The organism is Nocardioides zeae (assembly GCF_010686755.1).
In the GTDB taxonomy this organism is placed as follows: Bacteria; Actinomycetota; Actinomycetes; order Propionibacteriales; family Nocardioidaceae; genus Nocardioides; species Nocardioides zeae.
Genome location: NZ_JAAGXA010000009.1, coordinates 18,160 through 44,769, shown reverse-complemented (window position 1 = coordinate 44,769; position 26,610 = coordinate 18,160). Strand labels below are relative to the sequence as shown.

Below are 26,610 nucleotides of genomic sequence, written 5' to 3'. Positions count from 1 at the left end.
CTGTGCCCGTGACCGCCGACGCCCACGAGCAGCCCGAGCAGGGGTCGTTGCTGCCCGAGCTGCGGGAGACCGTGCGGGAGGCGCGGACGGCGACGGAGCGCGCGGCCGCGCGGCGGCGCACCGAGGTGGAGCCCGCCGAGGTGGACCCGGTCGCGCAGGTGCTCGTCGACGTCCCGCTGGCGCACCTCGACCGCCCGTTCGACTACCTCGTGCCGTCCGGCATGGCGGAGACCGCGCAGCCGGGGGTGCGGGTCAAGGTGCGCTTCGCGGGACAGGACGTCGACGGCTACGTCGTGGCCCGCCGCGCGGAGTCGGAGCACCCGCGGTTGCTGCCGCTGCGCCGGGTCGTCAGCCCGGAGCGGGTGCTGACGCCCGAGATCGCGGGGCTGACGGCGGCGGTGGCGGAGCGGTACGCCGGGGCGCGGGCCGACGTGCTCCGGCTGGCGGTCCCGCCGCGGCACGCCACGACGGAGAAGGCGCCGCCGGGGTCGGCGGCTCCGGCGTTGACGTCGGCCGACGGCGGGCAGCGCCTCGTGGCGGCGACGGCGGCCTGGGGTGACCACGAGCACGGTGCGGTCTTCTGCGAGCACCTGGCGCGCGGCGGTTCGCCCCGAGCGGTCTGGACGGCGGGTCCTGCCGTCGACTGGCCGCAGCTGGTGGCCCAGGCGGCGGCGGTCGTCGAGGCGTCCGGCCGGGGCGTCGTCGTCTGCGTGCCCGACGGGCGCGACCTCGACCGGGTGGACGCGGCGCTCACGGTGGCGCTCGGCGAGGGGCGTCACGTGGCGCTGCGGGCCGACGCCGGCCCGGCGGCGCGCTACCGGGACTTCCTCGCCGTCAGCCGGGGGCAGCGGCGCGTCGTGGTGGGCACGCGCGCGGCGATCTGGGCGCCCGTCCACGACCTCGGCTTGGTCGTCGTGTGGGACGACGGCGACGACCTGCACGCGGAGCCGCGGGCGCCGTACCCGCACGTCCGCGAGGTCGCCGCGCTCCGCGCGGAGCGCACCGGTGCGGCGGCGTTGATCGGAGCCCATGCGTGCTCGGTGGAGGCGCTGGGGCTGCTCGGCAGCGGGTGGGCCCGCCCGATCGCGATGCCCCGCGCGGTGCTGCGGGAGCGGGTCCGGGTGAGCATCGCCGGGGCGACCGACCGCGAGCTCGAGCGGGACCCGTTCGCGCGGAGCGTCCGCGTGCCGACCGCGGCCCGCGACCTCGTCCGCCGCGGGGTCGCCGCGGGTCCGGTGCTGGTGCAGACGCCGCGGTCGGGGTACGCCGCGGGGCTGGCCTGCGAACGGTGCCGCACGCCCGCGCGGTGTGCCGCCTGCACGGGTCCGCTCCAGCAGTCGTCGCCGACCTCGCCCCCGTCGTGCCGGTGGTGCGGCACGCCGGAGCCGCGGTGGGCGTGCGGCGTCTGCGGCCACCGTGGGCTCCGCGCCCCGGCGGTCGGCCAGGAGCGCACGGCCGAGGAGCTCGGACGCGCGTTCCCCGGCGTCACGGTGCGCACGTCGGCGGCCGACCACGTGCTGGCGGAGGTCGACGACAGCCCCGCGATCGTCGTCGCGACCCCGGGGGCGGAGCCGGTGGCAGAGGGCGGTTATGCGGGTGTCCTGCTGCTCGACACGTGGCTCGCCCTGGCGCGCGTGGACCTGCGCACGGGGGAGGAGGCCCTGCGTCGTTGGCTCAACGCGGCCGCGCTGGTGCGGCCCGGCGCCGAGGTGGTCGTCGTCGGTGACGCCGCGCAGCCGGCGCTGCAGGCCCTCGTGCGGTGGGACCCGCTCGGCTTCGCCGAGCGGGAGGCGGCCGAACGGGCCGCGGCCCACCTGCCGCCGGCCGCGCGGCTGGCGACGGTCACAGGGGAGGAGGCCGCGGTGGCGGCCTACCTGGAGCACCTCGCCGTCCCCCCGCCCGTCGAGGTGCTCGGGCCCGTCCCCGTCCCGCCCCGCCCGGGCGCGCCCGTCAGCGCCGACCCACCCGAGGTGCGCGCGGTCGTGCGCGTGCCCGCGCGCGAGGGTGCGGCCCTCGCCGCGGGGCTGGGCGCCGCGTCGCGTGAGCGATCCGCGCGCAAGCTCGACGCCGTCCGCGTGCAGGTCGACCCCCCGTCGCTCTGAGGCCCTGCGTCAAGCTTGGTCGTACGGCGCGGCAGGCGCGTCGAGTTTGGTCGTACGGCGCGGGTCGGGGGTGTCGAGTTGTCATGTACGCCGTGGCGCGAGTGAGTACACGTCGCTGCGTACGTGACAACTCGGCGCCGGCCGACACCCGAGTGACGGTCAAGCCGATCATCGACCTCGCCACCGACGCGGCGGTCGATGGCTACACCCCGCCCGACCGGATCGCCGACCACGTCCGCGCCCGTTGGCCTCGGTGCGTTTTCCCCTACTGCACCCGCAGTTCCCGCACCGCGGACCTCGACCACTGCGACCCCTACCAGCAGAGCGGCCCACCCGGCCAGACTTCCACGGCCAACCTCTTCCCGCTGTGCCGACGCCACCACCGCATGAAGACCCACCGCGAGATGACCACCGGCAACAGATGGACCTACCGGCCCACGGATCCAAGCGCCGGCGAGCCGCCCCACGCCGTTATCTGGACCAGCCCCCTGGGACTGCGCTACCTCGTCGACCGCGACGGCACCCGCCCCTGGCCACCAGAGCCCGGGCACTAACCAGACGACACCTGACCAACGAGCTCACCGCCGCCCGCCCCACGCCCCCGTGGGTCGGGCGGCGCAGCATGCCCGCATCCAGTCGCCGACCGGCTACGCGCGTGGGCCTGCGGCCGGACGCACACGCCACACCACGTCGAGCTCCGACCGCCCGGTGGCGCTGGGCTCGACCCGCTCCACCGCGAACCCCTCGCGCTCGTAGAACGCTCCCGCCCGGGCGTTGCCGGCGAAGTGCTCGATGCAGAGACGGGTCACGTCCGCCGGCAGTGACCGGGTGACGGCCGCGATCAGCCGCGGTCCGAGTCCGTGCTCCCGGAACCCGGGGTCGAGGTACAGCTTGTAGATCTCGGCCTCGGAGGCGTCGACCGCGTACTGGGCCACCCCGACGACACCGCCCGACGGCGCGTCGGCGACGAGCAACCGCCCCGCTGCGACCGCAGCGCGGATCTGTTCCGGCCGCCACCATGCGGTGACCTGCTGTCGAGCGGCCTCCGCGCCGATGAGCGGGGTGTAGTGCGGCGGAACGTGCGCCGCGCCGAAGGCGCAGACGGCGTCGACGTCCTCGACCCGTGCTGGCCGGATGACCACGCCGTCGTCCGACTGCGCCGACCGCTGACCGTCGAGGGTGCTCACCGCGTCGATGATGGCGAAGCGGCGAGGACGCGGCAACCGGGACGGTCGACCCGCCCGCGTACGATCGCCGGGTGGCGATCCAACCCATCCGGCTCTTCGGCGACCCCGTCCTGCGCAGGCGCGCGACGGAGGTCGTCGACTTCGACCGCGAGCTGCGACAGCTCGTCGCGGACCTCACCGACACGATGCTGGAGGCACCGGGCGCAGGTCTGGCCGCTCCCCAGATCGGCGTCGGGCTGCGGGTCTTCACCTGGAACGTCGACGGAGAGCTGGGCCACCTGGTGAACCCGACGCTGGAGCTGTCGGAGGAGGAGCAGCTCGACCTCGAGGGGTGCCTCTCGCTGCCCGAGCTGACCTACGAGTGCCGGCGCGCCCTGTCGGTGGTCGCCCGCGGTTTCGACATGCACGGCGAGCCCGTGACGATCAACGGCTCGGACCTGTTGGCCCGCGCGATCCAGCACGAGACGGACCACCTCGACGGCGTCCTCTTCATCGACCGTCTCGACGAAGCGGCCCGCAAGGCGGCGATGCGGGAGATCCGCGAGTCGGAGTGGTTCGGCCTCGAGAAGCCGACGGTCAAGGTCTCGCCGCACCCGACGGGCCCGTTCGGCATCTGAGCGGCGTAGGCTCTCCCGGTCCCGCTGCCGTCCCGACCAGGAGCAACCACCCCCTCATGCGCGTCGTCTTCGCCGGCACCCCCGAGGTCGCCGTACCCGCTCTCAACGCGATCGCCGACTCCGCCCACGAGCTCGTGGGCGTCGTCACCCGACCGGACGCCCCGGCCGGCCGAGGTCGCAAGCTGGTCGCGAGCCCTGTCGCGCAGCGTGCCGAGGAGCTCGGCGTGCCGGTGCTCAAGCCCGAGCACCCGCGGGACCCGGAGTTCCAGGAGGCGCTGAAGGCGCTGCGGCCGGACTGCTGCCCCGTGGTGGCGTACGGCGCGCTCCTGCCCCAGTCGGCCCTCGACATCCCCGAGCACGGCTGGGTCAACCTGCACTTCTCGGTGCTGCCCGCCTGGCGCGGTGCCGCGCCGGTGCAGCACTCGGTGTGGGCCGGCGACGAGGTGACGGGCGCGACGACGTTCCGCATCGTGAAGGCGCTCGACGCGGGACCGACGTTCGGTGTCATGACCGAGCGCATCCGCGAGACGGACACGTCCGGCGACCTCCTGGCCCGCCTGGCCGAGGGCGGCGCGGGCCTCCTGGTCGCCACCCTCGACGGCATCGCCGACGGGTCCCTCGAGGCCCGTGAGCAGCCCGAGGACGGCGTCTCGTTCGCTCCGAAGATCCTTGTCGAGGACGCCGAGATCGACTGGACCGAGCCGGCCGTCGCCGTCGACCGTCGGGTGCGCGCCTGCACCCCGGCCCCCGGCGCGTGGTCGACGCAGGTCGTCGACGGCGAGGCGCAGCGCATCAAGATCGGGCCCGTCACGATCGCGGACGACCGCGAGCGCCTGGCCCCGGGCGAGCTCGAGGTCACCAAGAACGCGGTCTTCGTCGGCACCGGCACGTCACCGGTACGGCTCGGCGACGTCAAGGCCTTCGGCAAGAAGCAGATGGCCGCGGCCGACTGGGCGCGCGGCGTGCGGCTCGAGTCGGGCACCCGGTTCGGCGCCTGAGGGTGCGGGGACCGGCATGAGCGGCGCGGCGGACGACCGCCCGGCCCGGCCCGAGGACGTCGACGCGATCTGCGCGGCGCTCCCGCACACCGAGCTCGGCGTGACGTGGGGCGACATGCCGACGTGGCTCGTCTCCGACCCGGCCACGAAGGCGAAGCCGCGCGGGTTCGTCGGCTACCGACGGCCCCACGGCACCGCGGTAGACCCCACGACCGGGGAGCCCTACGACGACCTGCTCGTGCTCCACGCCGCCGACCAGGGCGCGAAGCTCGCCGTCATCGAGGGCGACGGGCCGTTCTTCTCGGTGCCGCACTTCGACGGGCACGACGGCTACCTCGTGCAGACCTCCCGTCTCGGCGAGGTGACGCTCGCCGAGCTGCGGGAGCTGATCACCGAGTCGTGGCTCTGCTGTGCCCCACCGAAGCTCGTCCGTGCGTACCCCGCCGACCAGGCCGACCGGGCCGACCAGGCCGACCAGATGAACGGTGCCGAGGATGGCTGACCCCCGACGCCGCGGCGGTCGGCCCACCGGTGCCCGCGCCGGCGGGCGCCCGCCCGCGGCCCGCCGTCCGGCCGACCCGGCCCGGCTCGCGGCGTACGACGTCCTCCGCGCCGTCCGCGTCGACGACGCCTACGCCAACCTCGTGCTCCCCGACGTGCTCCGCAAGCACGGGCTGACCGGACGGGACGCCGGTCTCGCGACCGAGCTCGCGGCGGGCACGATCCGCCGGCAGGGCACGTACGACGCGATCCTCGCCACCTGCGTCGACCGACCGCTCGCCAAGGTCGAGGCCAAGGTGCTCGACGCGCTGCGCCTCGGCGCCCACCAGCTGCTCTCCATGCGGGTGCCCGCGCACGCCGCGATCAGCACGACCGTCGACCTCGTGCGCGCCCGGATCGGGCAGGGGCCCGCGGGGTTCGCCAACGCCGTCCTCCGCAAGGTCGCGGCGCACGACCTGCCGGCGTGGGTGCGCCGCGTCGCCCCCGACCCGGGCACCGACCCGGTCGGCTTCGGGTCGGTCGCCCACAGCCACCCGCGCTGGGTGGTCGCTGCGCTGACCGACGCGCTCGCTGCCGCCGGCCGCTCCGACGAGCTCGACGCCCTGCTGGCTGCCGACAACGAGGCCCCCGGCGTCACGTTGGTGGCGCGTCCGGGCCGCATCGACCGCGACGCGCTCGCCGCGCAGGCCGAGGGCGAGCCGACGGCGTACTCGCCCGTGGGCGTCCGCCTGCCCGGTGGTGACCCCGGGGCCCTGCCGTCCGTCGCCGCCGGCGACGCGGGCGTGCAGGACGAGGGCTCGCAGCTGGTCGCCCTCGCCCTCGCGGACGCGGCGGAGGGGGGCGCCGGCGAGCGCTGGCTCGACCTCTGCGCCGGACCCGGCGGCAAGGCGGCCCTGCTCGCCGCGCTCGCCGCGCAGCGGGGTGCGCTGCTCACGGCCAACGAGGCGCAGGAGCACCGGACCGCCCTCGTACGGCGCGCCCTCAGCCTGCCCGACGGCTCGCTCGCGCCGGGGGTCGAGGACGTCGTGACCGGTGACGGCACCGCTCCCCGCTGGGAGCCGGGCACCTTCGACCGGGTGCTCGTGGACGCCCCCTGCTCGGGGCTCGGAGCGCTCCGACGGCGGCCGGAGTCGCGCTGGCGGCGGCAGCCGTCCGACCTGCGCACGCTCGTCCCGCTCCAGGAGCGGTTGCTCGGCTCCGCGCTCGACCTGGTGCGTCCCGGCGGGACCGTCGTCTACGCGACGTGCTCGCCGGTGCCGGCGGAGACCGTCTCCGTGGTGGACACGGTGCTGGCCGGCCGCGACGACGTCGAGGCGGTGGACGCCACGGCCGTGCTGCCGGGAGTGCCCGACGCCGCCGGACCGACGCTCGCGACGGGCGCCGCCACGGTGCAGCTGTGGCCGCACGCGCACCGCACCGACGCCATGTTCGTCGCGGTGCTGCGCAAGCGCTGAGCCGGGACCCGGGCGGGCCTCAGTCGCCGACCACGTGCCGCAGGTAGCGGCCCGGGGCGTCCATGAACCGGCGCCAGTGCTGCACCAGGTCGAGCTCCTCCCAGGTGGTCTCGCGCAACCCCCAGGGGCCGACCTCGAGGATGCGGGCGCCGGGGAGCGAGGCCAGCACGGGGGAGTGGGTCGCACACACGACTTGGCCGCCGGAAGCTGCGATCTCGTGCAGGTGCCCCATCAGGGCGAGGCTGGCCGAGAAGGACAGAGCTGCTTCCGGCTCGTCCAGGCAGTAGAAACCGGGCCCGTCGATGCGGTTGCGCACCACCTCGAGGAACGACTCTCCGTGCGACAGCTCGTGGAACACAGGCTCGCGACGGTTGCCGCCCGTCTTCTCGACGAACGTGTACCACCCGTGCATGGTCTCGGCGCGGAGGAAGAAGCCCCAGCGCCCCGAGCCGATCCCGCGCTGTACCTCCAGCGACCATCCGAGGCGCGATTCGCTGCGACGCGTCTCGTGCCCGCCGTTGCGTGACCCGCCCTCGACCGGCAGTCCATAGGCCTCTGCCAGCCCCTCGACGATGGTCGATTTTCCCGAACCGTTCTCTCCCACGAGGAAGGTCACCCCTGGCGCAGGCTCGAAGCCGTCACGCACGACCTGTGCCACGGCCGGGACGGTCATGGGCCATTGATGTTGCGGGAGTCTCCGCTCATCGACGTACATCCTGACCACGGGAGGCTGATCGAAGCGCACGCGGCGAACCTACGACGTCCCACCGACAGCCGGTCCCCGAACGACGGCTACCGGCCCGCCGTCGGGTTACCGGACCACCATGAGCGAGCACCCCGACGACCAGGTCCCCACCGAGCCCAACGAGGTCGTGTCCGACGCCGCCAGCGATCCCGACGACCCCACGACGGCGGGCCGCGCGGGCGACGCGATCCCCTCCGACGGCGGGGACGACGTCGAGGACGTCGCCCACGGTCGCACCGGGCGCGGGGGGCCCGGCACGGACGACGGTGCCTCCCCGGGGAGCAACCGCACGGCGTGACGGGCCGCCCGGCGAAAATCCGGACACGGCGGCGCCGGGTCCTGGCAGGATCGGCCGGGTGCTCCTGACCGTCTCGACGACCCACCGGCCCGCGACCGACCTGGGGTACCTGCTGTTCAAGCACCCCGACCGCGTGCAGGAGTTCGAGCAGTCCTTCGGATCGGCGACGGTGTTCTACCCGGAGGCGACCGAGGAGCGGTGCACGGCAGCCCTCGTGCTCGACATCGATCCGGTGCGACTCGTCCGGTCCCGACCCCGGGGCACGCCGGACTTCTCGCTGGCGCAGTACGTCAACGACCGCCCCTACGCGGCCTCCTCCCTGCTCGCCGTCGCGATCCGCCGGGTGTTCAGCACCGCCCGCAGCGGTCGGTGCGACGCGCGTCCGGAGCTCGCCGCCACCCCGATCCCGCTCGAGGTGCGCCTGCCCGCGGTGCCCTGCCGTCCCGGCGGCGAGGCGGGACGTGACCTGCTGCGCCGCATCTTCGAGCCCCTGGGCTGGGAGGTGGAGGCCCACGACGTACCGCTCGACGAGACGCTCCCGGGGTGGGGCCCGTCGCGGTACCTCGACCTGACCCTCTCCGGCGAGGTGGTCCTCGCCGACGCCCTCAACCAGCTGCACGTCCTGCTGCCGGCGCTCGACCAGGCCAAGCACTACTGGGAGGCGCCGGACGAGGTCGACAAGCTCCTCCGCTCGGGCGGGGACTGGCTCGCGGCGCACCCCGAGCGTGACCTCATCACGCGGCGCTACCTCGGCCGACGGCGCGCCCTCGCCCGCGAGGCCCTGACCCGGCTCGACGAGCTGGACGGGCGCCCCGGGGCCGAGACCACCGACGGCGAGCAGCAGGAGGAGCAGGCGCCCGCGTGGCGTCCCCTCCACCAGCTCCGCAGGGAGGCGGTCCTCGACGTGCTCGACGAGCTCGCCGCCGCGGGCGCCACGAGCGTCGTCGACCTCGGGTGCGGCGGCGGGCAGCTGCTCGCCGACGTGCTCGCGCGCCCGGCGTACGCCGTCGTGGCGGGTGCCGACGTGTCCGCGGTCGGCGTGCTCGCCACCCAGCGGCGGCTGCGGATCGACGAGCGGTCCCTGCGGCGCACCCCGGACCGCCAGGCCGAGGCCCTCCGCGCGCGGATCAGCGTGTTCCAGGCCTCGGTCACCTACACCGACGAGCGGTTCGCGGGGTACGACGCGGCCGTGCTCATGGAGGTCGTGGAGCACCTCGACCCGGAGCGGTTGCCCGCCCTGGAGCGCGTCGTCTTCGGCGAGGCGCGTCCCGGCGCGGTCGTGGTGACCACGCCCAACGCCGACTACAACGTCCGCTACCCCGACCTCACGGGCTTCCGGCACCCCGACCACCGGTTCGAGTGGACGCGGGCGGAGTTCGCCGCGTGGTGCGACGGCGTCGCCGCACGCACCGGCTACACGGTGGAGCGCCGCTGGGTGGGCGAGGTCGACCCGGAGCTCGGTGCCCCGACGCAGCTGGGGGTGTTCCGCCGTGGCTGAGTCCCGTCCCCTCGGCGTGCCGGCTGCCGGGCTCGTCCTGCTCGTCGGCGTCTCCGGCAGCGGCAAGTCGACCTTCGCGGCCCGGCACTTCACGCCGACCGAGGTCGTCTCCTCCGACACCTGCCGTGCCCTCGTCGCCGACGACGCCGAGGACCAGTCAGCGACCCCCGACGCCTTCGACCTCCTGCAGCACCTCGTCGGCATCCGCCTGCGTCGGGGACTCCTCACGGTCGTGGACGCCACCAACGTGCAGCCCGACGCCCGCGCCCAGCTGGTCGCGTTGGCGCGCGGCCACGACCTGCTGGTCGATGCGATCGTGCTCAAGGTCCCGGCCCGGGTGGCCGTCGACCGGCACCGGGCCAGTGGCCGGACCTTCGGACGCACCCCGGTCGAGCGCATCGTGGAGCGGCACGACCGCGACCTGCGGCGCTCGCTGCGCGGGCTGCGTCGCGAGGGGTTCCGTCGCGTCCACGTCCTCGACGGGGTCGAGGAGGTGGAGGCGGCCACCGTCGTCCGCGAGCGCTCGTGGAACGACCGGCGCGAGCTGACCGGGCCGTTCGACATCGTCGGCGACGTCCACGGCTGCGCCTCCGAGCTGCGCACGCTGCTGGAGCGACTTGGCTGGGAGCTCGAGCGCGACGACGCCGGCCGCGCAGTCGGCGCCCGCCACCCCGAGGGTCGCACCGCGGTCTTCGTCGGCGACCTCGTCGACCGCGGCCCCGACACCCCGGGCGTGCTGCGCCTCGTGTCGGGCATGGTCGCGGCGGGCACGGCGCTGTGCGTCGCGGGCAACCACGAGGACAAGCTCGTCCGTGCGCTCCGGGGCCGCCAGGTGAAGGTGGCGCACGGCCTCGAGGAGTCGCTCGCCCAGCTCGCGGAGGAGCCCGAGGAGTTCCGGGAGCGGATGACGGCGTTCATGGACGGGCTGGTGGCGCACTACGTGCTCGACGAGGGCCGCCTGGTGGTCGCCCACGCCGGTCTCAAGGAGGCCTACCACGGCCGGTCCTCGCGCCGCGTCCGCGCGTTCGCCCTCTACGGCGACACCACCGGCGAGACCGACGAGTTCGGCCTGCCGGTGCGCTACCCGTGGGCGCAGGACTACCGCGGCAGTGCGACGGTCGTCTACGGCCACACGCCCGTCCCGACGGCGGAGTGGGTCAACGGCACGATCTGCCTCGACACGGGGGTGGTCTTCGGCGGCGCCCTCACGGCGCTGCGCTACCCCGAGCGCGAGCTCGTCGACGTACCGGCGGAGCGGGAGTGGTACGCCCCTGCGCGCCCCCTCGCCCCGATGGTCCCGGAGCGTGAGCCCGGCGCACTGGCTGCCGCCGACGTGCTCGGCACCCGGTGGCTCGACACCACGTTCGGGCCGCGCGTGAAGGTGCCGGAGGAGAACGCGGCTGCCGCCCTCGAGGTGATGAGCCGCTTCGCCGTCGACCCGCGCTGGCTGGTGCACCTGCCGCCCACGATGGCGCCCGTGGCGACGTCGAGCCGGGACGGCTACCTGGAGCACCCCGACGAGGCGTTCGAGGAGTACGCGTGCGCCGGCATCACGACGGTCGTCTGCGAGGAGAAGCACATGGGGTCGCGGGCCGTCGCGGTCCTGGCGCGGGACGCGGCCACGGCGGAGCGGCGCTTCGGCGTCACCGACGGCTCGACGGGACAGGTGGTGACGCGCACGGGGCGCGCCTTCTTCCCCGGCGACCTCGGACGGCGCCTCGTCGCCTCCCTCACCGAGGCTGCGGCACCCCTCTTCGAGCGGCTCGACACCGACTGGATCGTCCTCGACGCCGAGCTGCTGCCGTGGTCGGCGAAGGCGGGCGAGCTGATCCGGGAGCAGTACGCCGCCGTCGGCGCCGCTGCCTCCGTCGCCCTCCCCGCGGCGCAGGAGGTGCTCGACGCCGCGTTGGCCCGGGGCCTCGACGCACCGGCGCTGACGGCCCTCGCGGACCGGACCCGGCGTCGTACCCACGCCGCCGCGGCCTTCCGCGACGCCTACCGCAGCTACGTGCGGCCCACCGACGGGCTCGACGGGGTCACCGTGGCGCCGTTCGCCGTGCTGGCCGGCGAGGGGGAGGCGTACGCCGCGACGCGGTCGCACCGCTGGCACCTCGAGCAGGTCGCGGCGATCCACGGCCACCCCCTCGTGACGCCCACCCGGCACCGCTTCGTGGACCTGGCGGACGCCGGTGCGCGGGGCGCCGCGGCGCAGTGGTGGCTCGACCTCACGGCGGCCGGCGGCGAGGGCATGGTGGTGAAGCCGGCCGACGACGTCCCGGTGCCGGGCGACGGCCGACGCGTGCAGCCGGGGGTGAAGGTGCGCGGGCGGGAGTACCTCCGCATCATCTACGGCCCCGACTACCTCGACGCGCTCGACGTGCTCCGCAACCGGCACCTGGGACGCAAGCGCGACCTGGCACTGAAGGAGCACGGCCTCGGCCTCGACGCCCTCGCCCGGTTCGTCGCGGGCGACCCGCTGTGGGAGGTGCACCAGCGCGTGTTCGCCGTGCTGGCGCTCGAGTCGGAGCCGGTGGACCCGCGGCTCTGAGGGCGGGCGCAGCCCTGTCGGCAGGTCGGAGGTGCTCCTGGGGCTTGGACAGATCCGGCACGCGCGCCGCACGAACCGCGGGGTCGTCGAGCACGCACGTCCCGCCATGCGGACGTGCGGGGGCGTCGCAGTCCCGATCGCGGCGTCACGCCACGTCGTCGGCCGCGCGTGGTGGCGGCACCGGTGCCGGATCTGTCCAAGCCTCCGGAGACCTGGTCGGGACTCCAGGGGCGCCGGCCCGTCACGTCGCTGCTGTCTCCTCGGCCGCTCGCAGGTGCACCGTCCGCAGCCGCGTGAGCACGACGGGCACCATGACGAGGTACGCCGCCGCCCCCAACAGGTACGGCGCGCGCAACGCCGTCTCGCGACCGAGCCCGGGCTCGAGGAGGTGGACGACGAGGGCGCCGAGGGGAGCGCCGAGCGCCATCATCCCCCAGCCGAAGAACCGGTAGGCCGCGTTCACGCGGCCCAGCAGGTGGTCGGGGATGATGCGCTGGCGCAGCGACACGGTGACCACGTTCCAGAGCACGACCGTGAGGCCGGTGGCCAGCTCGATGCTCCAGAAGAGCCACGGCGACGACGACAGTCCGGCGGCCGCGAGGCCGAGGCCCATGCCGGCGACGGCGAGCAGCAGGGTCGGTCCGGGGGAGAGGCGTCGCACGATGCGCTCGCTGACCAGGCCGGCCACGACCGACCCGATCGCCGACCCGGTGAGCACGAGGCCGAACGCCCAGCCGTCGAGCACGCCGAGCACCTCCTGCACGAACAGCACGACGGTGGCGAAGGCCGCAGCACCCATGAGGTTCATCACGCCCAGCATCAGCGCGAGCGTGCGGAGCAGGCGGTGGCGCCACAGCCACGTGATGCCCTCGGCGAGGTCGGCCCGCCACGACCGGGCGGCCGGGAGCGAGGCCGTCACGGCCGATTCGCCGGACGGAGCGTCCGCAGGGTCGGACGCCGCGGCCGGCCGCGCCCGGTAGGCCCCGCTCATGCCGAGCAGCAGCACGGCGCTGAGGCCGAGCAGCCCGGCGTTGAGCAGGAACGGCAGGGCCACCGCGATCCCGACGAGCACGCCGCCGAGCGGCGGGCCGACGAACTGGTTCGCGCTGATCTCGGCGCTCCACAGCCGGGCGTTGGCCTTCTCGAGCTGGGGCCGCCCGACCAGCGCGGGCAGGAGGGTCTGGGCCGCGTTGTCCCGCAGCACCTCGGCGCACCCGAGCACGAGCGAGGCGAGCGCCAGCATCGCGATGAGCAGGCTCGCGGCCGGGGGTGCTGCGGCGCCGGCGGTGAGCTCGGCGGGGGACGGCAGGTCGGACTGCACCGCCACCACCACGACTCCGAGCACGAGCACCGTGGCGCACCGGACGACGTCCATGGCCACGATCAGCCGTCGACGGTCGACGCGGTCCACGATGACGCCGGCGGGCAGGCTCAGCAGCAGCCACGGCAGCCGGTTCGCCAGGCCGATCAGCGCGATCGCCGCCGGCTCGCGCGTGAGGGACGACGCCAGCCACATGAGCGCGACCGTCATGAGCCCGTCCCCGAGGTTCGCGGCCGCCGCGGAGACGAGGAAGCGGCGGAACCGCGGCCCCAGCGCCGTGGACGCCGTCGGCGGCGCGGCGAGCACGTCCTCGCTCACGCCGGGTCCTCCGTCACCGGTCCCGACGGACCCGACGGCTCCGACGGCTCCGGCCGCAGGCCGGGCGCCGGGTGGAGGCCGACGACGAGCGCGTAGGTCACGTCGCCCTCGGTGGGCTCGGCGAGGAACTCGTCGATGAGCGCCGCCAGCCGGTCGTGCCAGGCGTGGGCGCGCTCGGCGGGGATGCGCGCCTGGCGCAGGTAGGCGAAGGGCGGCTGCATGCCCGCCTCCCGGGCGGCCACCTCGTCGGTCCCCGCGGCCTGCTGCGCGGCTCGGGTCAGGGTGCGGGCGGCCTCGCCGCGGGCCTCGGCGACGTGGTCGTACCAGAACACCCGCGCCGTGCGTCCGTAGTAGCGCGCCTCCAGCGCCCGGACCCGCTCCGTGCGCACGACCCGGACCAGCCCGGCGTCCTCGAGGACCTTGAGGTGGTGCCCGACGGTGCCCTTGGGCTTGCCGAGGACCTCCGCGAGCTCCGTCGTCGTCGCGGCCCGGTCGAGCAGCAGGGTCACGATGCGCGCGCGGGTGTCCTCGAACAGGGCGCGGTACTGCTCCGGGCGCTCGACGGCGAGCTCGTCGGCGAGGTCGTAGTCGGGGGAGCGGGGCATCGAATCGTCGGCCATAGCCGAATGGTCGGCGACTCCCGTACGTTTGGCAAGTGCCGACCGTGGGTGCTCCCGCGAGGTCCGTCACTAGGGTGGACCCGTGCCGTCGAAGCCACCCGCCGTCGAGATCGAGGTCGAGGACCGCGTCGTCCGGATCTCCAACCCCGACCGGGTCTACTTCCCGGAGTCCGGCGCGACGAAGCTGGACGTCGTCGAGTACTACCTCGCCGTCGCCGACGGGATCACCGGTGCGCTCCACGAGCGGCCGTGCATGCTCCACCGCTTCCCCAAGGGCCTCGCCGGTGACAAGGTCCACCAGAAGCGCCTCCCCGCGGGAGCCCCCGACTGGGTCGAGACGGTCGAGCTGTTCTTCCCGCGCTGGGGGCGCACGGCCGACGAGCTCTGCGTGACCGAACCGGCCGCCGTCATCTGGGCGGTCCAGATGTCGACCGTGGAGTTCCACCCCTGGAACAGCCGGCGCGGCGCCGTCGAGCAGCCCGACGAGTGGCGCATCGACCTCGACCCGGGTCCCGACTGCGACTACGCGACGATCCGGCGCGTGGCCCACGTCGCCCACGAGGTGCTCGACGAGCTCGGTGCCGTCGGCTACCCCAAGACCAGCGGCAGCAAGGGCCTCCACGTCTACGTCCGCATCGCTGCCGAGCACGGTCACGGCGACGTGCGCCGCGCGGCGCGCGCCTTCGCCCGCGAGGTCGAGCGACGGGCCCCCGACCTGGTGACCACGGCCTGGTGGCGCAAGGACCGCGACCCCGCCGCGGTCTTCGTCGACTACAACCAGAACGCCCGCGACCACACGATCGCGAGCGCCTACTCGCTCCGCGGCCTGCCCGACGCCCGCGTCTCCACCCCGATCCGCTGGGACGAGGTCGACGACGCCGACCCGCGGGACCTGACGATGTTCACCGTCCCGGCGCGGTACGCCGAGCTCGGCGACCTCCACGCCGGCCTGCACGCCGACGAGCACGTCCTCGACATCGCGCCGTTGCTGGCGTGGGCGGAGCGCGACGAGCGGGACCAGCCGGACGAGCATCCGGAGGACGGACCGCAGGAGCCCACCACCTAGGATCGCCGCCCGTGGGCATCCAGATCACGCCGAGCATCCTCAACGCCGACTTCGCGAACCTCGGGGCGGAGGTGGCGCGCATCCCGAGCGCGGACATGGTCCACGTCGACGTCATGGACAACCACTTCGTCCCCAACCTGACCTTCGGGCCGACGATGGTGGAGGCGCTCGCGCGCTCCACCAACATCCCGCTCGATGCGCACCTCATGATCGAGGACCCCGACCGCCACGCCCCGACGTACGTCGAGGCGGGGTGCGCCTCGGTGACCTTCCACGTGGAGGCGGCCCGCGCCCCGGTGCGGCTCGCGCGGGAGATCCGGGCCGCGGGCGGCCGCGCGAGCATGGCGCTCCGCCCGGCGACCCCGGTGGAGCCCTACGAGGACCTGCTGCCCGAGCTCGACATGCTGCTCCTCATGACGGTCGAGCCCGGCTTCGGCGGCCAGAAGTTCCTCGACATGGTGCTGCCCAAGCTGCGTCGGACCCGCGCGATGGTCGAGCGGCACGGTCTCCAGACGCTGCTGCAGGTCGACGGCGGCGTGTCCCTGGAGACCATCGAGCGGTGCGCCGAGGCGGGCGCGGACGTGTTCGTCGCCGGCAGCGCGGTCTACTCCGCCGCCGACCCCGACGCGATGATCGCGGCCCTGCGGGAGAAGGGCGACGCCGCCCGCGCCTGAGGCGGCCCGGGAGCGTCCACGGACCGGTACCCCGGCCGACAGCGGCACCCGTGTGCTTCAATTCCCACCAGACGAGTTGACCAACTCGCGTGCACTGGGGTCGGTGAAATTCCGAGCCGGCGGTGAGAGTCCGCGACCCGTCCGCAGCCAGCGGGCGGTTGACCAGGTGGAATTCCTGGACCGACGGTCAGAGTCCGGAAGGGAAGCGCACGCAGGACGGTCGTCCTCGTGCCGCCCCTCGTGACGGCACGTCGCGATCCGCCCCGCCCGAGCATCCCGCAGCGCCCCGGCGCCCGCGACGTAGCCGGGAAGCAGGGCATGACGCACACCGACAGCACGAGCAGCGCCGAGCGCGACGCCATGGAGCGCGCGCTGCTGCTGGCGCGCGTGCACGGCGTCCCCGGCCCCAACCCCCGCGTCGGCTGCGTCCTCCTCGCCCCCGACGGATCGGTGCTGGCGGAGGGCTACCACCGGGGCGCCGGTACGCCGCACGCCGAGGTGGACGCGCTCTCCCGGGCGGCCGCGGCCGCGGCCGGGGCCGAGGTGCGCGGGGCGACGGCCGTCGTCACGCTCGAGCCCTGCAACCACACCGGTCGGACCGGTCCGTGCGCGCAGGCGCTGCTGGACGCCGGCGTCGCGCGGGTGGTCGTCGGGCAGGCCGACCCCAACCCGGTCGCCGCGGGCGGCACGACCACGCTGCGGGAGGCCGGGGTCGAGGTGGTGACGGGGGTGCTCGCCGAGGAGGGCGAGCGGCTCAACCGGGCCTGGACCTTCGCGGTGACCCACGGGCGCCCCTTCGTGACCTGGAAGTTCGCCACCACCCTCGACGGACGCAGTGCCGCCGCCGACGGCACGAGCCGCTGGATCAGCTCCGCGGCCGCACGCCGCGACACCCACCGGCTCCGGGCGGAGTGCGACGTCATGCTCGTGGGCACGGGCACGATCGTGGTCGACGACCCGCTGCTGACCGTGCGCGACGCCGACGACCGGCCGCTTCCCGTCCAGCCGCTCCGGGCGGTCATGGGGGAGCGCGACCTGCCCGCCGACGCCCGCGTGCTCGGCCCCGACGCGGAGACGCTCCACCTGCGGACGCGCTCGCCGCGGGAGGCCCTCGAGACGCTGCACGCCCGGGAGGCGCGCCACGTCTTCCTCGAGGGCGGTCCCACGCTGGCGGCGGCGTTCGTGGCGGACGGGTACGTCGACGAGGTCGTCGTCTACGTCGCGCCCCTCCTGCTGGGCGCCGGCCGGAACGCGGTGGCCGACCTGGGCATCACGACGATCGCCGATGCGTTGCACCTGCGCGTCGTCGACGCCGGCGTCGTCGGCGAGGGAGACGAGACCAACGTGCGGCTGGTGCTCCGGCCGCCCGCCACGCGTGGAGGAGAGGCCTGACATGTTCACCGGCATCGTGGAGGAGCTCGGCTCGATCGCTGCGATCGAGGACCAGGGCGACGCCGTCCGGCTCGTCGTGGAGACGAGCGTCGTGCTCGAGGACGCCCACCTCGGCGACTCGATCGCGGTCGACGGCTGCTGCCTGACGATCACGGAGCACGACGGCACGCGCTGGACCGCCGACGTCATGGCCGAGTCGCTGCGCCGCACCACCCTCGGCGAGCGCAAGCCCGGCGACCGGGTCAACCTGGAGCGCGCCGTGCGGGCCGACCAGCGCCTCGGCGGCCACGTCGTGCAGGGGCACGTCGACGGGGTCGGACGGGTGCTCGACCGCCGGCCGAGCGAGCACTGGACCGTCGTCGAGGTCGGCTACCCGGCCGAGCTGGCCCGCTTCCTCGTCGAGAAGGGCTCGATCACGGTCGACGGCATCAGCCTGACGCTCGTCGAGGTGGGGGAGAGCAGCTTCACCGTCAGCCTCATCCCGGAGACGCTCACGCGCACCACCCTCGGCTTCCGTGCGGTCGGCGAGCCCGTCAACCTCGAGGTCGACGTCATCGCCAAGCACGTGGAGCGGCTGGTGGTCGGCGGCTACGCCGACGAGGCCCTCGCCCGCATCGCGGCCCGCCAGGGGCAGGACGGACCGGCGTGAGCCCGCTCGAGTGGCTGCTGCACGGCCACGTCGCCGTCGGCGGCGGCTACCTCTCGGTCCCCGAGGTCGTCGGCAACCTCTTCGGCCTCGCCAGCGCCCTGCTGGGGATGCGTCGCGTCGTGTGGGCCTGGCCCGTCGGCCTGGTCGGCAACGCCCTGCTCTTCGGCGTGTTCGCCTGGGGCGAGCTGAGCAACGTGGTCGCCGAGCCCCTGTGGGGCCAGGCCGGCCGCCAGGTGTTCTTCGCCGCCGTCGGTGTCTACGGCTGGTGGCGCTGGGCGGCCGCCCGCCGGGCCGGCGGTGCCGCCGACGGCGGGGCCGTCGTGCCGCGCTGGGCGGGCCCGTCCGGCTGGCTCCAGCTGGCGGTCCTCGGCGCCGTGGGGTACGCCGCGGCGTACGTCGTCCTCCAGCGGCTCGGCTCCTGGGGACCCGCCACGGAGGCGTGGATCCTCGCGGGCTCGATGCTCGCGACGTACGGCATGGCCCGCGGCTGGGTGGAGTTCTGGCTCGTGTGGCTCGCCGTCGACGTGGTCGGCGTGACGACGCTGCTCGAGGCGGGCTACTACCCGACGGCCGTGATGTACCTGGTCTACGCCGGCTTCGTGGTGCTCGGCTTCGTCACGTGGCTGCGCGCCGAGCGGCGGCTGCGTCCTCGCGAGCAGGTCTCGATCCACCCCGCCACCCCCGATCCCACCGGCACGGCGCCCGAGCCGGCCGCACGTTGAGGAGAACCACCATGAGCGAGAGAGTCCGTCTCGACTCCGTCGAGCGCGCCGTCGCCGACATCGCCGCCGGCAAGGCCGTCGTGGTCGTCGACGACGAGGACCGCGAGAACGAGGGCGACATCATCTTCGCCGCCGCGAAGGCGACGCCGGAGCTGATGGCCTTCACGATCCGCCACTCCTCCGGGGTGATCTGCGCCCCCATGCCCGGCGACATGCTGGACCGCCTCGAGATCCCGCTGATGACGCCGCACAACCGCGACCCGCTGCGCACGGCGTACACGATCTCCGTCGACGCCCGCGACGGCACCACCACGGGCATCTCGGCGGCCGACCGTGCCCGCACGGTGAAGGTGCTGGCCGACTCGGCCACCGAGCCCTGGGAGCTGACGCGACCCGGGCACGTGTTCCCGCTGCGCTACCGCGAGGGCGGTGTGCTCGTCCGTCGCGGTCACACCGAGGCGGCCGTCGACCTGGCACGGATGGCCGGGCTCACGCCCGCCGGCGTGCTCGTCGAGATCGTCAACGACGACGGCACGATGAAGCGCGCGCCCGAGCTGCGCGCGTTCGCCGACGAGCACGACCTGGCGATGATCTCGATCGAGGACCTGGTCCGCTACCGCCGACGCACCGAGCAGCACGCGGTGCGGGTCGCCGAGACCCGCCTCCCCACGGCCCACGGCGCGTTCACGGCCGTCGGCTACCGCATCACCATCGACGGCAGCGAGCACGTCGCGCTGGTGCACGGCGACATCTCCGACGCCAGCGACGAGGCCCCGGTGCTCGTGCGCGTGCACTCGGAGTGCCTCACGGGCGACGTCTTCGGCTCGCAGCGCTGCGACTGCGGCCCGCAGCTCGAGGAGTCGCTCGCCCGCGTCGTCGAGGAGGGGCGCGGCGTCGTCGTCTACCTGCGGGGCCACGAGGGCCGGGGGATCGGCCTCGTCGCGAAGCTGCAGGCCTACCAGCTCCAGGACGGCGGCCGCGACACCGTCGACGCCAACCTCGACCTGGGCCTGCCCGCCGACGCGCGGCACTACGGCACGGCGACGCAGATCCTCCGCGACCTCGGGGTCGAGGCGGTGCGCCTCCTCACCAACAACCCCGAGAAGACCTCCAACCTGGAGGAGTACGGCGTGCGCGTCACCGAGCGCGTGCCCCTCGCCCCCCGGCCGAACGACCACAACATCGCCTACCTCCGCACGAAGCGGGACCGCATGGGCCACCAGCTCGACGGGCTCGACACCTTCGTCGCGAGCAGCGCCGACCCGCACCTGCGGGACGCGGCGCTCGCCGACGAGGCCGACCTCGTCGTCGACCCGCCCCGGGTCGACGCGGTGACGCACGACCCCAGCGGCAACGCCACCATCCCCGACGTCCACGCCCGAGAAGGAGATCCCCGATGAGCGGCCACGGAGCCCCCGACCAGCGTCCCGGCGACGCCTCCGACCTGTCCGTCGCGGTCGTCGCCGCCAGCTGGCACGACGTCGTCATGGACGGTCTGCTCGCCGGCACCCACCGCGCGCTGGCGGACGCCGCGGTGACCGCGCCCACCGTCGTACGGGTGCCGGGGACGTTCGAGCTCCCCGTCGTCGCCGCGGCGCTCGCCGCCACCCACGACGCCGTGGTGGCGCTCGGTGTGGTGATCCGCGGCGGCACGCCGCACTTCGAGTACGTCTGCTCCGCGGCGACCGACGGGCTCACCCGCGTGGCGCTCGACACCGGCACGCCCGTCGGCTTCGGCGTGCTCACCTGCGACACCGAGGCGCAGGCCCTCGACCGCGCCGGCCTCGAGGGCTCGGCGGAGGACAAGGGCTACGAGGCGACGTCCGCGGCCCTGGCGACCGCACGCCTGCTGAAGGACCTCGCGGTCGGGGGCACGTCGGCGACGCCGTAGGCTGAGCGCCCGTGAAGACGTTCGAGGAGCTCTGGGTCGAGCTCGAGGACAAGGCCCGCACGCGTCCCGACGGCTCCGGCACGGTCGCCGAGCTGGACGCGGGCGTGCACGCCATCGGCAAGAAGCTGGTCGAGGAGGCCGCCGAGGTCTGGATGGCCGCGCGCTTCGAGTCGAAGGAGCAGGTGGCGCTCGAGGTGAGCCAGCTGCTCTACCACGCGCAGGTCATGCTGCTCGCGAGCGGCGTGACGCTCGACGACGTCTACTCCCATCTGTGAGCGCTCCGGTCCCGTCCGCCCGCTCACCCAGGAAGTCCCCGAGATGACCATCCCCAGCACCACCGACCTGCTCCGCGTCGCGGTGCCCAACAAGGGCGCCCTGTCGGTCGCGTCGGCCGAGATCCTGTCCGAGGCCGGCTACAAGCAGCGTTCCGACTCCAAGAAGCTCACGCTCGTGGACGCCGAGAACGGCGTCGAGTTCTTCTACCTGCGGCCGCGCGACATCGCGCTGTACGTCGCGGACGGCACGCTCGACATCGGCATCACCGGCCGCGACCTGCTGCGCGACTCGGGCGCCAACGCCACCGAGCTGCGCCCGCTCGGCTTCGGCCGCTCGCGGTTCTTCTTCGCCGGCCCGGCCGGTCGGTACGCGAGCCTGGCCGACCTGCACGGCCTGCGGATCGCGACGTCCTACGTCGGCGTCGTCCAGGCCTACCTGGACGAGCACGGCATCGACGCGACGGTGACCCGGCTCGACGGGGCGGTGGAGACGAGCATCCAGCTGGGTGTCGCCGACGTCATCGCCGACGTGGTGGAGACCGGCTCCACGCTGCGCCAGGCGGGCCTCGCCACCTTCGGGGAGTCGCTGCTCGACTCGGAGGCGGTGCTGATCGGTCGTCCCGACGACGAGCGCACGGTCGAGCAGGCGGGCGCGCTGCGGGTGTTCCGCCGCCGCGTGGAGGGCGTCCTCGTGGCGCGCAGCTACGTGATGATGGACTACGACATCGCCGAGACCGACGTCGCCGCGGCCACGGCGGCGGCGCCCGGCATCGAGTCGCCGACGATCTCCCCCCTGCAGCGCGAGGGCTGGGTGGCGGTGCGGGTCATGGTGCCGCGGGCCGGCGCGCAGCGGCTCATGGACGAGCTCTACGACCTGGGGGCGCGGGGCATCCTCATGACGGAGATCCATGCCTGCCGCCTCTGAGCCCACCGCGGGCCCGGTCCCGCTGCCGCGCACCTGGCGCCCCCTGGGCACGGCCGTCGCGGCGGCCTTCTCCAGCGCGACGGTGCTGGTCGCGATGCTGGCCGCCTGGTTCCTGCTCGACGCCGAGGTGCGGGCGAACTTCTCCTGGTTCCAGCGCATCACCATGCTGCTCCTCCTCGCCGGCGCCGGCGCGGTGCTGTGGGGCGTGGTGCGGTGCCGCGTGACGGCCACGTCGGACGGCCTGGTCGTGGTGAACGGGTACCGGCGCTACGCCTACGACTGGGCGCAGGTCGTCGCGGTGCGCATGCCCGACGGCGCCCCCTGGGCCACGATCGACCTGTCGGACGGCACCGCCCGCCCGGCGATCGGGATCCAGGCGTCCGACGGCTCCCGCGCCCGCACCGCCGTCCGCGAGCTGCGCGAGGTCATCGACGCGTCCTGAGCCGCGCCGAGTTGTCAGGTACGCCGCGTTCTCGCGCCGAGTTGTCTCGAATCATTCGAGACAACTCGGCGCAGGACCCTCAGCGCACCACCCGACCGTGGGCGTCGAGCCGGAGGTCGGCGGCGGCGCGGGTGCTGTGGGCGGCGAAGTGCACGGCCTCGGTGCGCGACCACGCGCGCAGGTGCTCCGCCGCGGCCTCCCCGTCCCGCTCGATGCCCCGACGCAGGCGCAGCGCCGCCGGTGCCTCGATCCACACCAGCAGGCTCCGGTACGCCGCGAGCGGCGCCGCTCCCGACCCCACGCCCTCGAGGAGCAGGACGCTGCGGGGGCCGACCGGCGGGACGACGTGCTCCTCGGCGAACCGCCCGGTGTGCCAGTCGTAGCGTCGGTACCGTCCGGCCCGCCCGGCGGCCAGCGGCTCGACGACGTCGCGCGCCACACGACCGGGGGCGGCGCCCAGGCCGTCCCACCCGTCGTACTGGTCGTCCATGTGCAGCTCGACCACCTCGTGGCCGGCGGCCGTCAGCGCGTGAGCGAGGAACGCGGCGGCCGTGGTCTTGCCGGAGCCCGAGGGGCCGTCCACGCACACGAGCCGCGCCGGTCCGAGCCGCGCGGGGCGGGCGGGGACGAGCCGGCGCAGGACCTCCAGGGTCGCGGCGGGCAGCCCCGCCTCAGCCGAAGGCCTGGCCGGCGCCACGGTAGGTGACGACGGTGTCGACGACCCGGTCGCCCGCGAGCAGGTGCGCGACGTCGGTGTGCTCGAACGGCTCACCCGACTTCGCGTGCCGGAACCACACGAGGTCACCGATGCGGAGCAGGTCCGCGCCGGGGCCGACGAGCGGCGTCTGCACCTCGCCGGCCGCCTCGAGCGCGGTCAGCTCGAGGCCGGGGGGCGCCCAGGGCAGCACCTGCCGGTCGGGCCCCGCGGGACCCGACGCGGTGTACCCGCCGCCGTGCACGGTCGCGACACCCGGCCCCGGACGCCGCGTCACGGGCGCCCCGAGGAACGCCGCGGGCCGCGGCGTGAAGGAGCGGTAGTGGTCGAAGAGCCCGGGCACGAGCAGCCCCGAGCCGGCGGTGACCTCGGTGACGGACGGGTCGGCCGCCGACTCGGCGATCGATCCCGAGCCCCCGGCGTTGAAGAACGAGAGGTCGGCCAGCTCGGCGATCCCGGCCGCCACGGCGGCGCGCCGCTCGCGGAGCTGGGCCAGGGACGCCTGCTTGATGCGGCGCACGACGGCCATCCGGGGCGCCTGGCCGGGCACGCTGTCGGGGACCCCGGCCACCTGGCCCTCGTAGGTCATGACGCCCACGAGCGCGAACCCCGGCCGCTCGACGACGGCCCGGGCGAGCGCCACGGTCGCCTCGGCGCTGCGCAGCGGCGAGCGCTTCGGCCCGACGTGCACCCCGCCCGGGGCCTGCAGCCCGGCGTCCACGTCGATCGCGACCCGCACGGGCACGGCCTTGGAGGAGCGCACGCTGTCGACCACGTCGAGGTGGGCGACGTCGTCGACCATGATCGTCACGGCACCGGCGGCCGACGGCGACGAGGTGAGGCGCCGCAGCGCGGGGCGGTCGACGGTGGGGTAGGCGACCACGACGTCGTCGCTGACGCCCTCCTCGACGAGCCAGAGGGCCTCGCGCAGCGTGTATCCCAGCACGCCGGCGAACCCGTCGCGCGCGAGCGCGCGCCGCACGAGCGCCGGCACGCGGAGCGACTTCGAGGCCACCCGGATCGGGGTGCCGCCCGCCCGGGCGACGAGGTCGGCGGCGTTGGCGTCGAAGGCGTCGAGGTCGACGACGGCGCACGGCGTCGCGGGGGCCGGGTCGAGACGGGAGACGGCGGTGCTCAGCCGGGCGGCGAGGCGGTGCCGCTCGACGAGCGCGGGGACGGACCGACGGCCCGCCACGTCAGCTGATCCCTCGGCGCCGCAGGATCGCCTCGATGTCGTCGAGGTCGTCGTCGCCGCTCGCACGACCAGCCGCGGGCGGGGGTGTCGCGGCGCTGCGTCCCGCGGGAGGTGCGGCGGGCGGCACGGCCCGACGCCCGGCTCCCTCGTCCACCTGCCGCGGTGCGGCGGCCCGGGGTGTCGTGCCCGTGCCCCTCGCGGCGAGCGCACCCCCCAGCAGCACGAGCAGGACGCCCGCGCCGGCGAGCGCGATGCCCGTCCACACGACGGGGGAGAAGACGAGCCCGCGGGCCCAGTCGCCGACGTCGACGGCGATCTCCCCGGCGAGCTCGAGCGTTCCGGTGAGGTACGCCGCGGGGGCGAGCAGCGTCAGCCCGGCGCCCCGCACGGCGGCGGCGACCCCCCGCGTGCGCCAGGCCACGACGGTCCAGGTGGCTCCGATGGCGGTGAGCACGACGGCGAGGGCGAGCCAGGTTGCGTCCACCCCTCCACCCTAGGTCGTCCTCGGGCGGCGGGCGGGCGCACCGGTTCGGTCGGCGGCGGCGTGGCTGGCATCATGGCGCGGGTGAGTGGACCTCTCGCCCCGCAGGACCGCTTCGCCGGCCGGGTCATCCCGACGTCGGCCTTCGGCGACGACACCGGCGACGCCCCCGAGGCCCTGGTGGCCGTGCTGACGGCGTACGCCGCGGGGGAGGCCGATGACGCCGACGTGCTCGCGGTGCTGGGGGAGTCCCGCCTGCTGGTGCCCGTCGTCGCCGTGCTCGGCGAGGTCGAGGTCGACGAGAACGGGCTCGCCCACGACAAGAGCAGCGACATGGCGACCGTCCTCGTCACCGGTCGCGACGGCCGTCGGGCGCTCCTCGCCTTCACCGGCCAGGAGGCGCTGACCCGGTGGCGCGCCGACGCCCGGCCGGTCCCGGTCGCCACCCAGCTCGCTGCCGCGTCGGCCCTGCAGGACGGGGCGGCGGCGATCGTCGTCGACATCGCCGGTCCGGTGCGCTTCGTCGTGACCGCCGACGACCTCGGCGCCCTCGCGCGCGGGTGGGAGCTGCGCCGCGTCGCCGGCGGGCACGCCTGGATTGGCGTCGAGGCGGAATAGTCCCGTAGTCTCTCCCGTTGACCGATCAGTGGTGAGCCGCGTCCGCGGCGATCCACCGATCTCCAAGCGGAGACCAGCAGCACCACCGTCTCCCACCCGCACCGACCGCGAGGTCGTCGGGTCCGGTCGAGGCGACGCCCCGCGTGCGGGGTCGTCGGCTCACGCGTCGCTCGACGCCCTCCTGTCGGAGGTGTCGTGGTGGCGTGGCGACGTGGTCGCGACTGGCTTCTGCTTGGACACCCTTGTCAAGCGGGAGCCTTTTTTCGTTCTCCGGCCCGGTCGCTCCGGGCAGGTGCACGCGGGCGGTTCCCGTCCGCCGTACCCCCAGGAGGACACATCAGCACCGAGCTGCGCATCAACGATCGGATCCGGGTCTCCGAGGTCCGACTTGTCGGTCCCAACGGCGAGACCGTCGGCATCGTCCCCACGGGCGACGCACTTCGACTCGCGCAGGAAGCCGGCCTCGACCTCGTCGAAGTCGCGCCCATGGCGCGTCCGCCGGTCTGCAAGCTCATGGACTACGGCAAGTTCCGCTACGAGACCGCCCAGAAGGCCCGCGAGGCCCGACGGAACCAGTCGAACGTGATCATCAAGGAGATGAAGCTCCGGCCGAAGATCGACTCGCACGACTACGAGACCAAGAAGGGTCACGTCGTGCGGTTCCTCAAGGCCGGGGACAAGGTCAAGATCACGATCATGTTCCGTGGTCGCGAGCAGCACCGTCCCGAGCTCGGGTTCCGGCTGCTGCAGCGGCTGGCCGACGACGTCGAGGAGCTGGGCTTCGTCGAGTCGTCGCCGAAGCAGGACGGCCGCAACATGATCATGGTGCTCGGGCCCCACAAGAAGAAGGCCGACGCTCGCGTCGAGGCCGAGGCCGAGAAGGCATCGCGGGCCGCGGAGCGGGCCGAGGCCGTGGCGGAGGAGCGCGCCGAGCGCGACGCCGCTCACGCCGCCGGTCCCGTGGCGCAGAAGAAGGCCCGTGGCCGCTCGGAGAACCTCGACCCCGAGATCGAGGCCTGAGCAGCACCACCGACGTCCCACGGCGGCGGGCGAGACGTCCGCCGCCGGTTGTCGAACGCGCCACCCGCCCGCCGGCGGGTGGCACCGAAGAAGAGAGTTGAGTCAACGATGCCGAAGAACAAGAGCCACTCGGGTGCCGGCAAGCGGTTCCGGGTGACGGGCAGCGGCAAGATCCTGCGGGAGAAGGCCGGCAAGCGCCACAACCTCGAGAAGAAGCCCTCGAAGGTCACCCGCCGCATGACGGGCACCGTCGAGGTCGCCGCGGCCGACGTGCCGCGCGCCAAGAAGCTGCTGGGTCGCTGACCCTCCCACCCCCCCTCGGGAGTCGAGCACGACCC

General features: G+C 74.7%; 29 protein-coding genes and 1 riboswitch. Of the genes, 22 read left to right on the top strand and 7 right to left on the bottom strand.

Features of this window, described 5'->3' with window-relative positions:
- Positions 1-8 precede the first annotated feature (8 nt).
- Positions 9-2,102: a primosomal protein N' gene (locus G3T38_RS13515; protein WP_338037644.1), complete on the top strand. Its 2,094-nt coding sequence runs from the start codon at positions 9-11 to the stop codon at positions 2,100-2,102.
- Between the two features lie 152 nt (positions 2,103-2,254).
- Positions 2,255-2,656, top strand: a complete 402-nt coding sequence (locus G3T38_RS13510; protein WP_163772841.1) for an HNH endonuclease signature motif containing protein — start codon at positions 2,255-2,257, stop codon at positions 2,654-2,656.
- A gap of 93 nt (positions 2,657-2,749) precedes the next feature.
- Here the strand turns inward: G3T38_RS13510 and G3T38_RS22260 are convergent, their stop codons facing one another.
- Positions 2,750-3,289, bottom strand: coding sequence for a GNAT family N-acetyltransferase (locus tag G3T38_RS22260; protein WP_206675882.1), 540 nt, complete (start codon positions 3,287-3,289; stop codon positions 2,750-2,752).
- Positions 3,290-3,360: 71 nt separating this feature from the next.
- On the opposite strand from G3T38_RS22260, the gene def reads away from it, so the two are divergent.
- From def to G3T38_RS13485, 4 genes are read left to right on the top strand one after another with little or no spacing between them, the layout of a single operon-like run.
- Entirely contained in the window at positions 3,361-3,906 is a 546-nt protein-coding gene (def, locus tag G3T38_RS13500; RefSeq protein WP_163772840.1) for a peptide deformylase, read from the top strand.
- Positions 3,907-3,962: 56 nt separating this feature from the next.
- Positions 3,963-4,904, top strand: a complete 942-nt coding sequence (fmt, locus tag G3T38_RS13495) for a methionyl-tRNA formyltransferase (RefSeq protein ID WP_163772839.1) — start codon at positions 3,963-3,965, stop codon at positions 4,902-4,904.
- Between the two features lie 16 nt (positions 4,905-4,920).
- Positions 4,921-5,406 carry a hypothetical protein gene (locus tag G3T38_RS13490; protein WP_163772838.1) on the top strand — a complete coding sequence of 162 codons (486 nt, stop codon included), beginning with the start codon at positions 4,921-4,923 and terminating at the stop codon, positions 5,404-5,406.
- Positions 5,399-6,859, top strand: coding sequence for an RsmB/NOP family class I SAM-dependent RNA methyltransferase (locus G3T38_RS13485; protein WP_163772837.1), 1,461 nt, complete (start codon positions 5,399-5,401; stop codon positions 6,857-6,859). Before G3T38_RS13490 ends, G3T38_RS13485 begins: the two co-directional genes overlap by 8 nt.
- Positions 6,860-6,878: 19 nt before the next feature.
- Here the strand turns inward: G3T38_RS13485 and G3T38_RS13480 are convergent, their stop codons facing one another.
- Positions 6,879-7,604, bottom strand: a complete 726-nt coding sequence (locus tag G3T38_RS13480) for an AAA family ATPase (RefSeq protein WP_338037642.1) — start codon at positions 7,602-7,604, stop codon at positions 6,879-6,881.
- A 79-nt stretch (positions 7,605-7,683) separates the two neighbouring features.
- Here G3T38_RS13480 and G3T38_RS13475 point away from each other — a divergent pair, with 79 nt between their 5' ends.
- The 3 genes from G3T38_RS13475 to G3T38_RS13465 are packed head-to-tail and all read left to right on the top strand — an operon-like array spanning position 7,684 to position 11,948.
- On the top strand, positions 7,684-7,902 hold the full coding sequence (locus G3T38_RS13475; RefSeq protein WP_163772836.1) for a hypothetical protein: 219 nt from the start codon (positions 7,684-7,686) through the stop codon (positions 7,900-7,902).
- A gap of 58 nt (positions 7,903-7,960) precedes the next feature.
- On the top strand, positions 7,961-9,400 hold the full coding sequence (locus tag G3T38_RS13470; RefSeq protein WP_163772835.1) for a 3' terminal RNA ribose 2'-O-methyltransferase Hen1: 1,440 nt from the start codon (positions 7,961-7,963) through the stop codon (positions 9,398-9,400).
- Complete coding sequence (locus G3T38_RS13465; protein WP_163772834.1) at positions 9,393-11,948, top strand: polynucleotide kinase-phosphatase; 2,556 nt, start codon at positions 9,393-9,395, stop codon at positions 11,946-11,948. Before G3T38_RS13470 ends, G3T38_RS13465 begins: the two co-directional genes overlap by 8 nt.
- 241 nt (positions 11,949-12,189) lie before the next feature.
- Here the strand turns inward: G3T38_RS13465 and G3T38_RS13460 are convergent, their stop codons facing one another.
- Together G3T38_RS13460 and G3T38_RS13455 are read right to left on the bottom strand one after the other, a co-directional pair.
- Positions 12,190-13,587 carry an MFS transporter gene (locus G3T38_RS13460; RefSeq protein ID WP_163772833.1) on the bottom strand — a complete coding sequence of 466 codons (1,398 nt, stop codon included), beginning with the start codon at positions 13,585-13,587 and terminating at the stop codon, positions 12,190-12,192.
- Positions 13,584-14,207 carry an ArsR family transcriptional regulator gene (locus tag G3T38_RS13455; RefSeq protein WP_206675881.1) on the bottom strand — a complete coding sequence of 208 codons (624 nt, stop codon included), beginning with the start codon at positions 14,205-14,207 and terminating at the stop codon, positions 13,584-13,586. Before G3T38_RS13455 ends, G3T38_RS13460 begins: the two co-directional genes overlap by 4 nt.
- An 82-nt stretch (positions 14,208-14,289) precedes the next feature.
- On the opposite strand from G3T38_RS13455, the gene ligD reads away from it, so the two are divergent.
- From ligD to G3T38_RS13405, 10 genes are all read left to right on the top strand, one after another.
- Positions 14,290-15,273 (top strand): non-homologous end-joining DNA ligase, encoded by a 984-nt coding sequence (gene ligD, locus G3T38_RS13450; RefSeq protein WP_163772832.1) that lies wholly within the window; start codon positions 14,290-14,292, stop codon positions 15,271-15,273.
- A gap of 11 nt (positions 15,274-15,284) precedes the next feature.
- Positions 15,285-15,947: a ribulose-phosphate 3-epimerase gene (gene rpe / locus G3T38_RS13445; RefSeq protein WP_163772831.1), complete on the top strand. Its 663-nt coding sequence runs from the start codon at positions 15,285-15,287 to the stop codon at positions 15,945-15,947.
- Between the two features lie 85 nt (positions 15,948-16,032).
- Positions 16,033-16,162: riboswitch (FMN riboswitch) on the top strand.
- Between the two features lie 103 nt (positions 16,163-16,265).
- Entirely contained in the window at positions 16,266-17,339 is a 1,074-nt protein-coding gene (ribD, locus tag G3T38_RS13440) for a bifunctional diaminohydroxyphosphoribosylaminopyrimidine deaminase/5-amino-6-(5-phosphoribosylamino)uracil reductase RibD (RefSeq protein ID WP_241728865.1), read from the top strand.
- A gap of 1 nt (position 17,340) precedes the next feature.
- Complete coding sequence (locus G3T38_RS13435) at positions 17,341-17,988, top strand: riboflavin synthase (protein ID WP_163772830.1); 648 nt, start codon at positions 17,341-17,343, stop codon at positions 17,986-17,988.
- Positions 17,985-18,710 (top strand): nicotinamide riboside transporter PnuC, encoded by a 726-nt coding sequence (gene pnuC / locus G3T38_RS13430; RefSeq protein ID WP_163772829.1) that lies wholly within the window; start codon positions 17,985-17,987, stop codon positions 18,708-18,710. The genes G3T38_RS13435 and pnuC overlap by 4 nt, the downstream gene beginning before the upstream one ends.
- An 11-nt stretch (positions 18,711-18,721) precedes the next feature.
- Entirely contained in the window at positions 18,722-20,110 is a 1,389-nt protein-coding gene (locus G3T38_RS13425) for a bifunctional 3,4-dihydroxy-2-butanone-4-phosphate synthase/GTP cyclohydrolase II (protein ID WP_163772828.1), read from the top strand.
- The gene (ribH, locus tag G3T38_RS13420; RefSeq protein ID WP_163772827.1) at positions 20,107-20,601 is read left to right on the top strand and encodes a 6,7-dimethyl-8-ribityllumazine synthase; all 495 of its coding nucleotides are present in this window, start codon (positions 20,107-20,109) and stop codon (positions 20,599-20,601) included. Before G3T38_RS13425 ends, ribH begins: the two co-directional genes overlap by 4 nt.
- 11 nt (positions 20,602-20,612) lie before the next feature.
- Positions 20,613-20,876: a phosphoribosyl-ATP diphosphatase gene (locus G3T38_RS13415; RefSeq protein WP_163772826.1), complete on the top strand. Its 264-nt coding sequence runs from the start codon at positions 20,613-20,615 to the stop codon at positions 20,874-20,876.
- Between the two features lie 43 nt (positions 20,877-20,919).
- Positions 20,920-21,801, top strand: coding sequence for an ATP phosphoribosyltransferase (gene hisG, locus G3T38_RS13410; protein WP_174267991.1), 882 nt, complete (start codon positions 20,920-20,922; stop codon positions 21,799-21,801).
- Positions 21,785-22,243 carry a PH domain-containing protein gene (locus G3T38_RS13405; RefSeq protein WP_163772825.1) on the top strand — a complete coding sequence of 153 codons (459 nt, stop codon included), beginning with the start codon at positions 21,785-21,787 and terminating at the stop codon, positions 22,241-22,243. Before hisG ends, G3T38_RS13405 begins: the two co-directional genes overlap by 17 nt.
- 79 nt (positions 22,244-22,322) lie before the next feature.
- Here G3T38_RS13405 and G3T38_RS13400 read toward each other — a convergent pair whose 3' ends face one another.
- The 3 genes from G3T38_RS13400 to G3T38_RS13390 all read right to left on the bottom strand — a co-directional run bounded on the left by G3T38_RS13400 (position 22,323) and on the right by G3T38_RS13390 (position 24,637).
- Positions 22,323-22,826, bottom strand: a complete 504-nt coding sequence (locus G3T38_RS13400; RefSeq protein WP_338037641.1) for a uridine kinase family protein — start codon at positions 22,824-22,826, stop codon at positions 22,323-22,325.
- Positions 22,827-22,914: 88 nt separating this feature from the next.
- Positions 22,915-24,153 (bottom strand): alanine racemase, encoded by a 1,239-nt coding sequence (locus tag G3T38_RS13395; RefSeq protein WP_163772824.1) that lies wholly within the window; start codon positions 24,151-24,153, stop codon positions 22,915-22,917.
- Between the two features lies 1 nt (position 24,154).
- On the bottom strand, positions 24,155-24,637 hold the full coding sequence (locus G3T38_RS13390; RefSeq protein WP_163772823.1) for a cellulose synthase: 483 nt from the start codon (positions 24,635-24,637) through the stop codon (positions 24,155-24,157).
- Positions 24,638-24,718: 81 nt separating this feature from the next.
- Between G3T38_RS13390 and G3T38_RS13385 the strand changes: the two genes are divergently transcribed.
- The 3 genes from G3T38_RS13385 (at position 24,719) to rpmI (ending at position 26,575) form a co-directional block, all read left to right on the top strand.
- Entirely contained in the window at positions 24,719-25,252 is a 534-nt protein-coding gene (locus G3T38_RS13385; protein ID WP_338037640.1) for an SseB family protein, read from the top strand.
- A 195-nt stretch (positions 25,253-25,447) separates the two neighbouring features.
- Positions 25,448-26,272, top strand: coding sequence for a translation initiation factor IF-3 (gene infC, locus G3T38_RS13380; protein WP_338037639.1), 825 nt, complete (start codon positions 25,448-25,450; stop codon positions 26,270-26,272).
- 108 nt (positions 26,273-26,380) lie between these two features.
- Positions 26,381-26,575, top strand: a complete 195-nt coding sequence (rpmI, locus tag G3T38_RS13375) for a 50S ribosomal protein L35 (RefSeq protein WP_163772821.1) — start codon at positions 26,381-26,383, stop codon at positions 26,573-26,575.
- Positions 26,576-26,610 lie beyond the last annotated feature (35 nt).

What these genes read in the sequence shown, in the direction of transcription:
- ribH (WP_163772827.1), top strand. Translation starts at nt 20,107, where the DNA reads ATGAGCGGCCACGGAGCCCCCGACCAGCGTCCCGGCGACGCCTCCGAC.
- hisG (WP_174267991.1), top strand. Translation starts at nt 20,920, where the DNA reads ATGACCATCCCCAGCACCACCGACCTGCTCCGCGTCGCGGTGCCCAAC.
- G3T38_RS13405 (WP_163772825.1), top strand. Translation starts at nt 21,785, where the DNA reads ATGCCTGCCGCCTCTGAGCCCACCGCGGGCCCGGTCCCGCTGCCGCGC.
- fmt (WP_163772839.1), top strand. Translation starts at nt 3,963, where the DNA reads ATGCGCGTCGTCTTCGCCGGCACCCCCGAGGTCGCCGTACCCGCTCTC.
- G3T38_RS13485 (WP_163772837.1), top strand. Translation starts at nt 5,399, where the DNA reads ATGGCTGACCCCCGACGCCGCGGCGGTCGGCCCACCGGTGCCCGCGCC.
- rpmI (WP_163772821.1), top strand. Translation starts at nt 26,381, where the DNA reads ATGCCGAAGAACAAGAGCCACTCGGGTGCCGGCAAGCGGTTCCGGGTG.
- G3T38_RS13435 (WP_163772830.1), top strand. Translation starts at nt 17,341, where the DNA reads ATGTTCACCGGCATCGTGGAGGAGCTCGGCTCGATCGCTGCGATCGAG.
- ribD (WP_241728865.1), top strand. Translation starts at nt 16,266, where the DNA reads ATGACGCACACCGACAGCACGAGCAGCGCCGAGCGCGACGCCATGGAG.
- G3T38_RS13425 (WP_163772828.1), top strand. Translation starts at nt 18,722, where the DNA reads ATGAGCGAGAGAGTCCGTCTCGACTCCGTCGAGCGCGCCGTCGCCGAC.
- G3T38_RS13490 (WP_163772838.1), top strand. Translation starts at nt 4,921, where the DNA reads ATGAGCGGCGCGGCGGACGACCGCCCGGCCCGGCCCGAGGACGTCGAC.
- G3T38_RS13455 (WP_206675881.1), bottom strand. Translation starts at nt 14,207, where the DNA reads ATGGCCGACGATTCGATGCCCCGCTCCCCCGACTACGACCTCGCCGAC.
- G3T38_RS13475 (WP_163772836.1), top strand. Translation starts at nt 7,684, where the DNA reads ATGAGCGAGCACCCCGACGACCAGGTCCCCACCGAGCCCAACGAGGTC.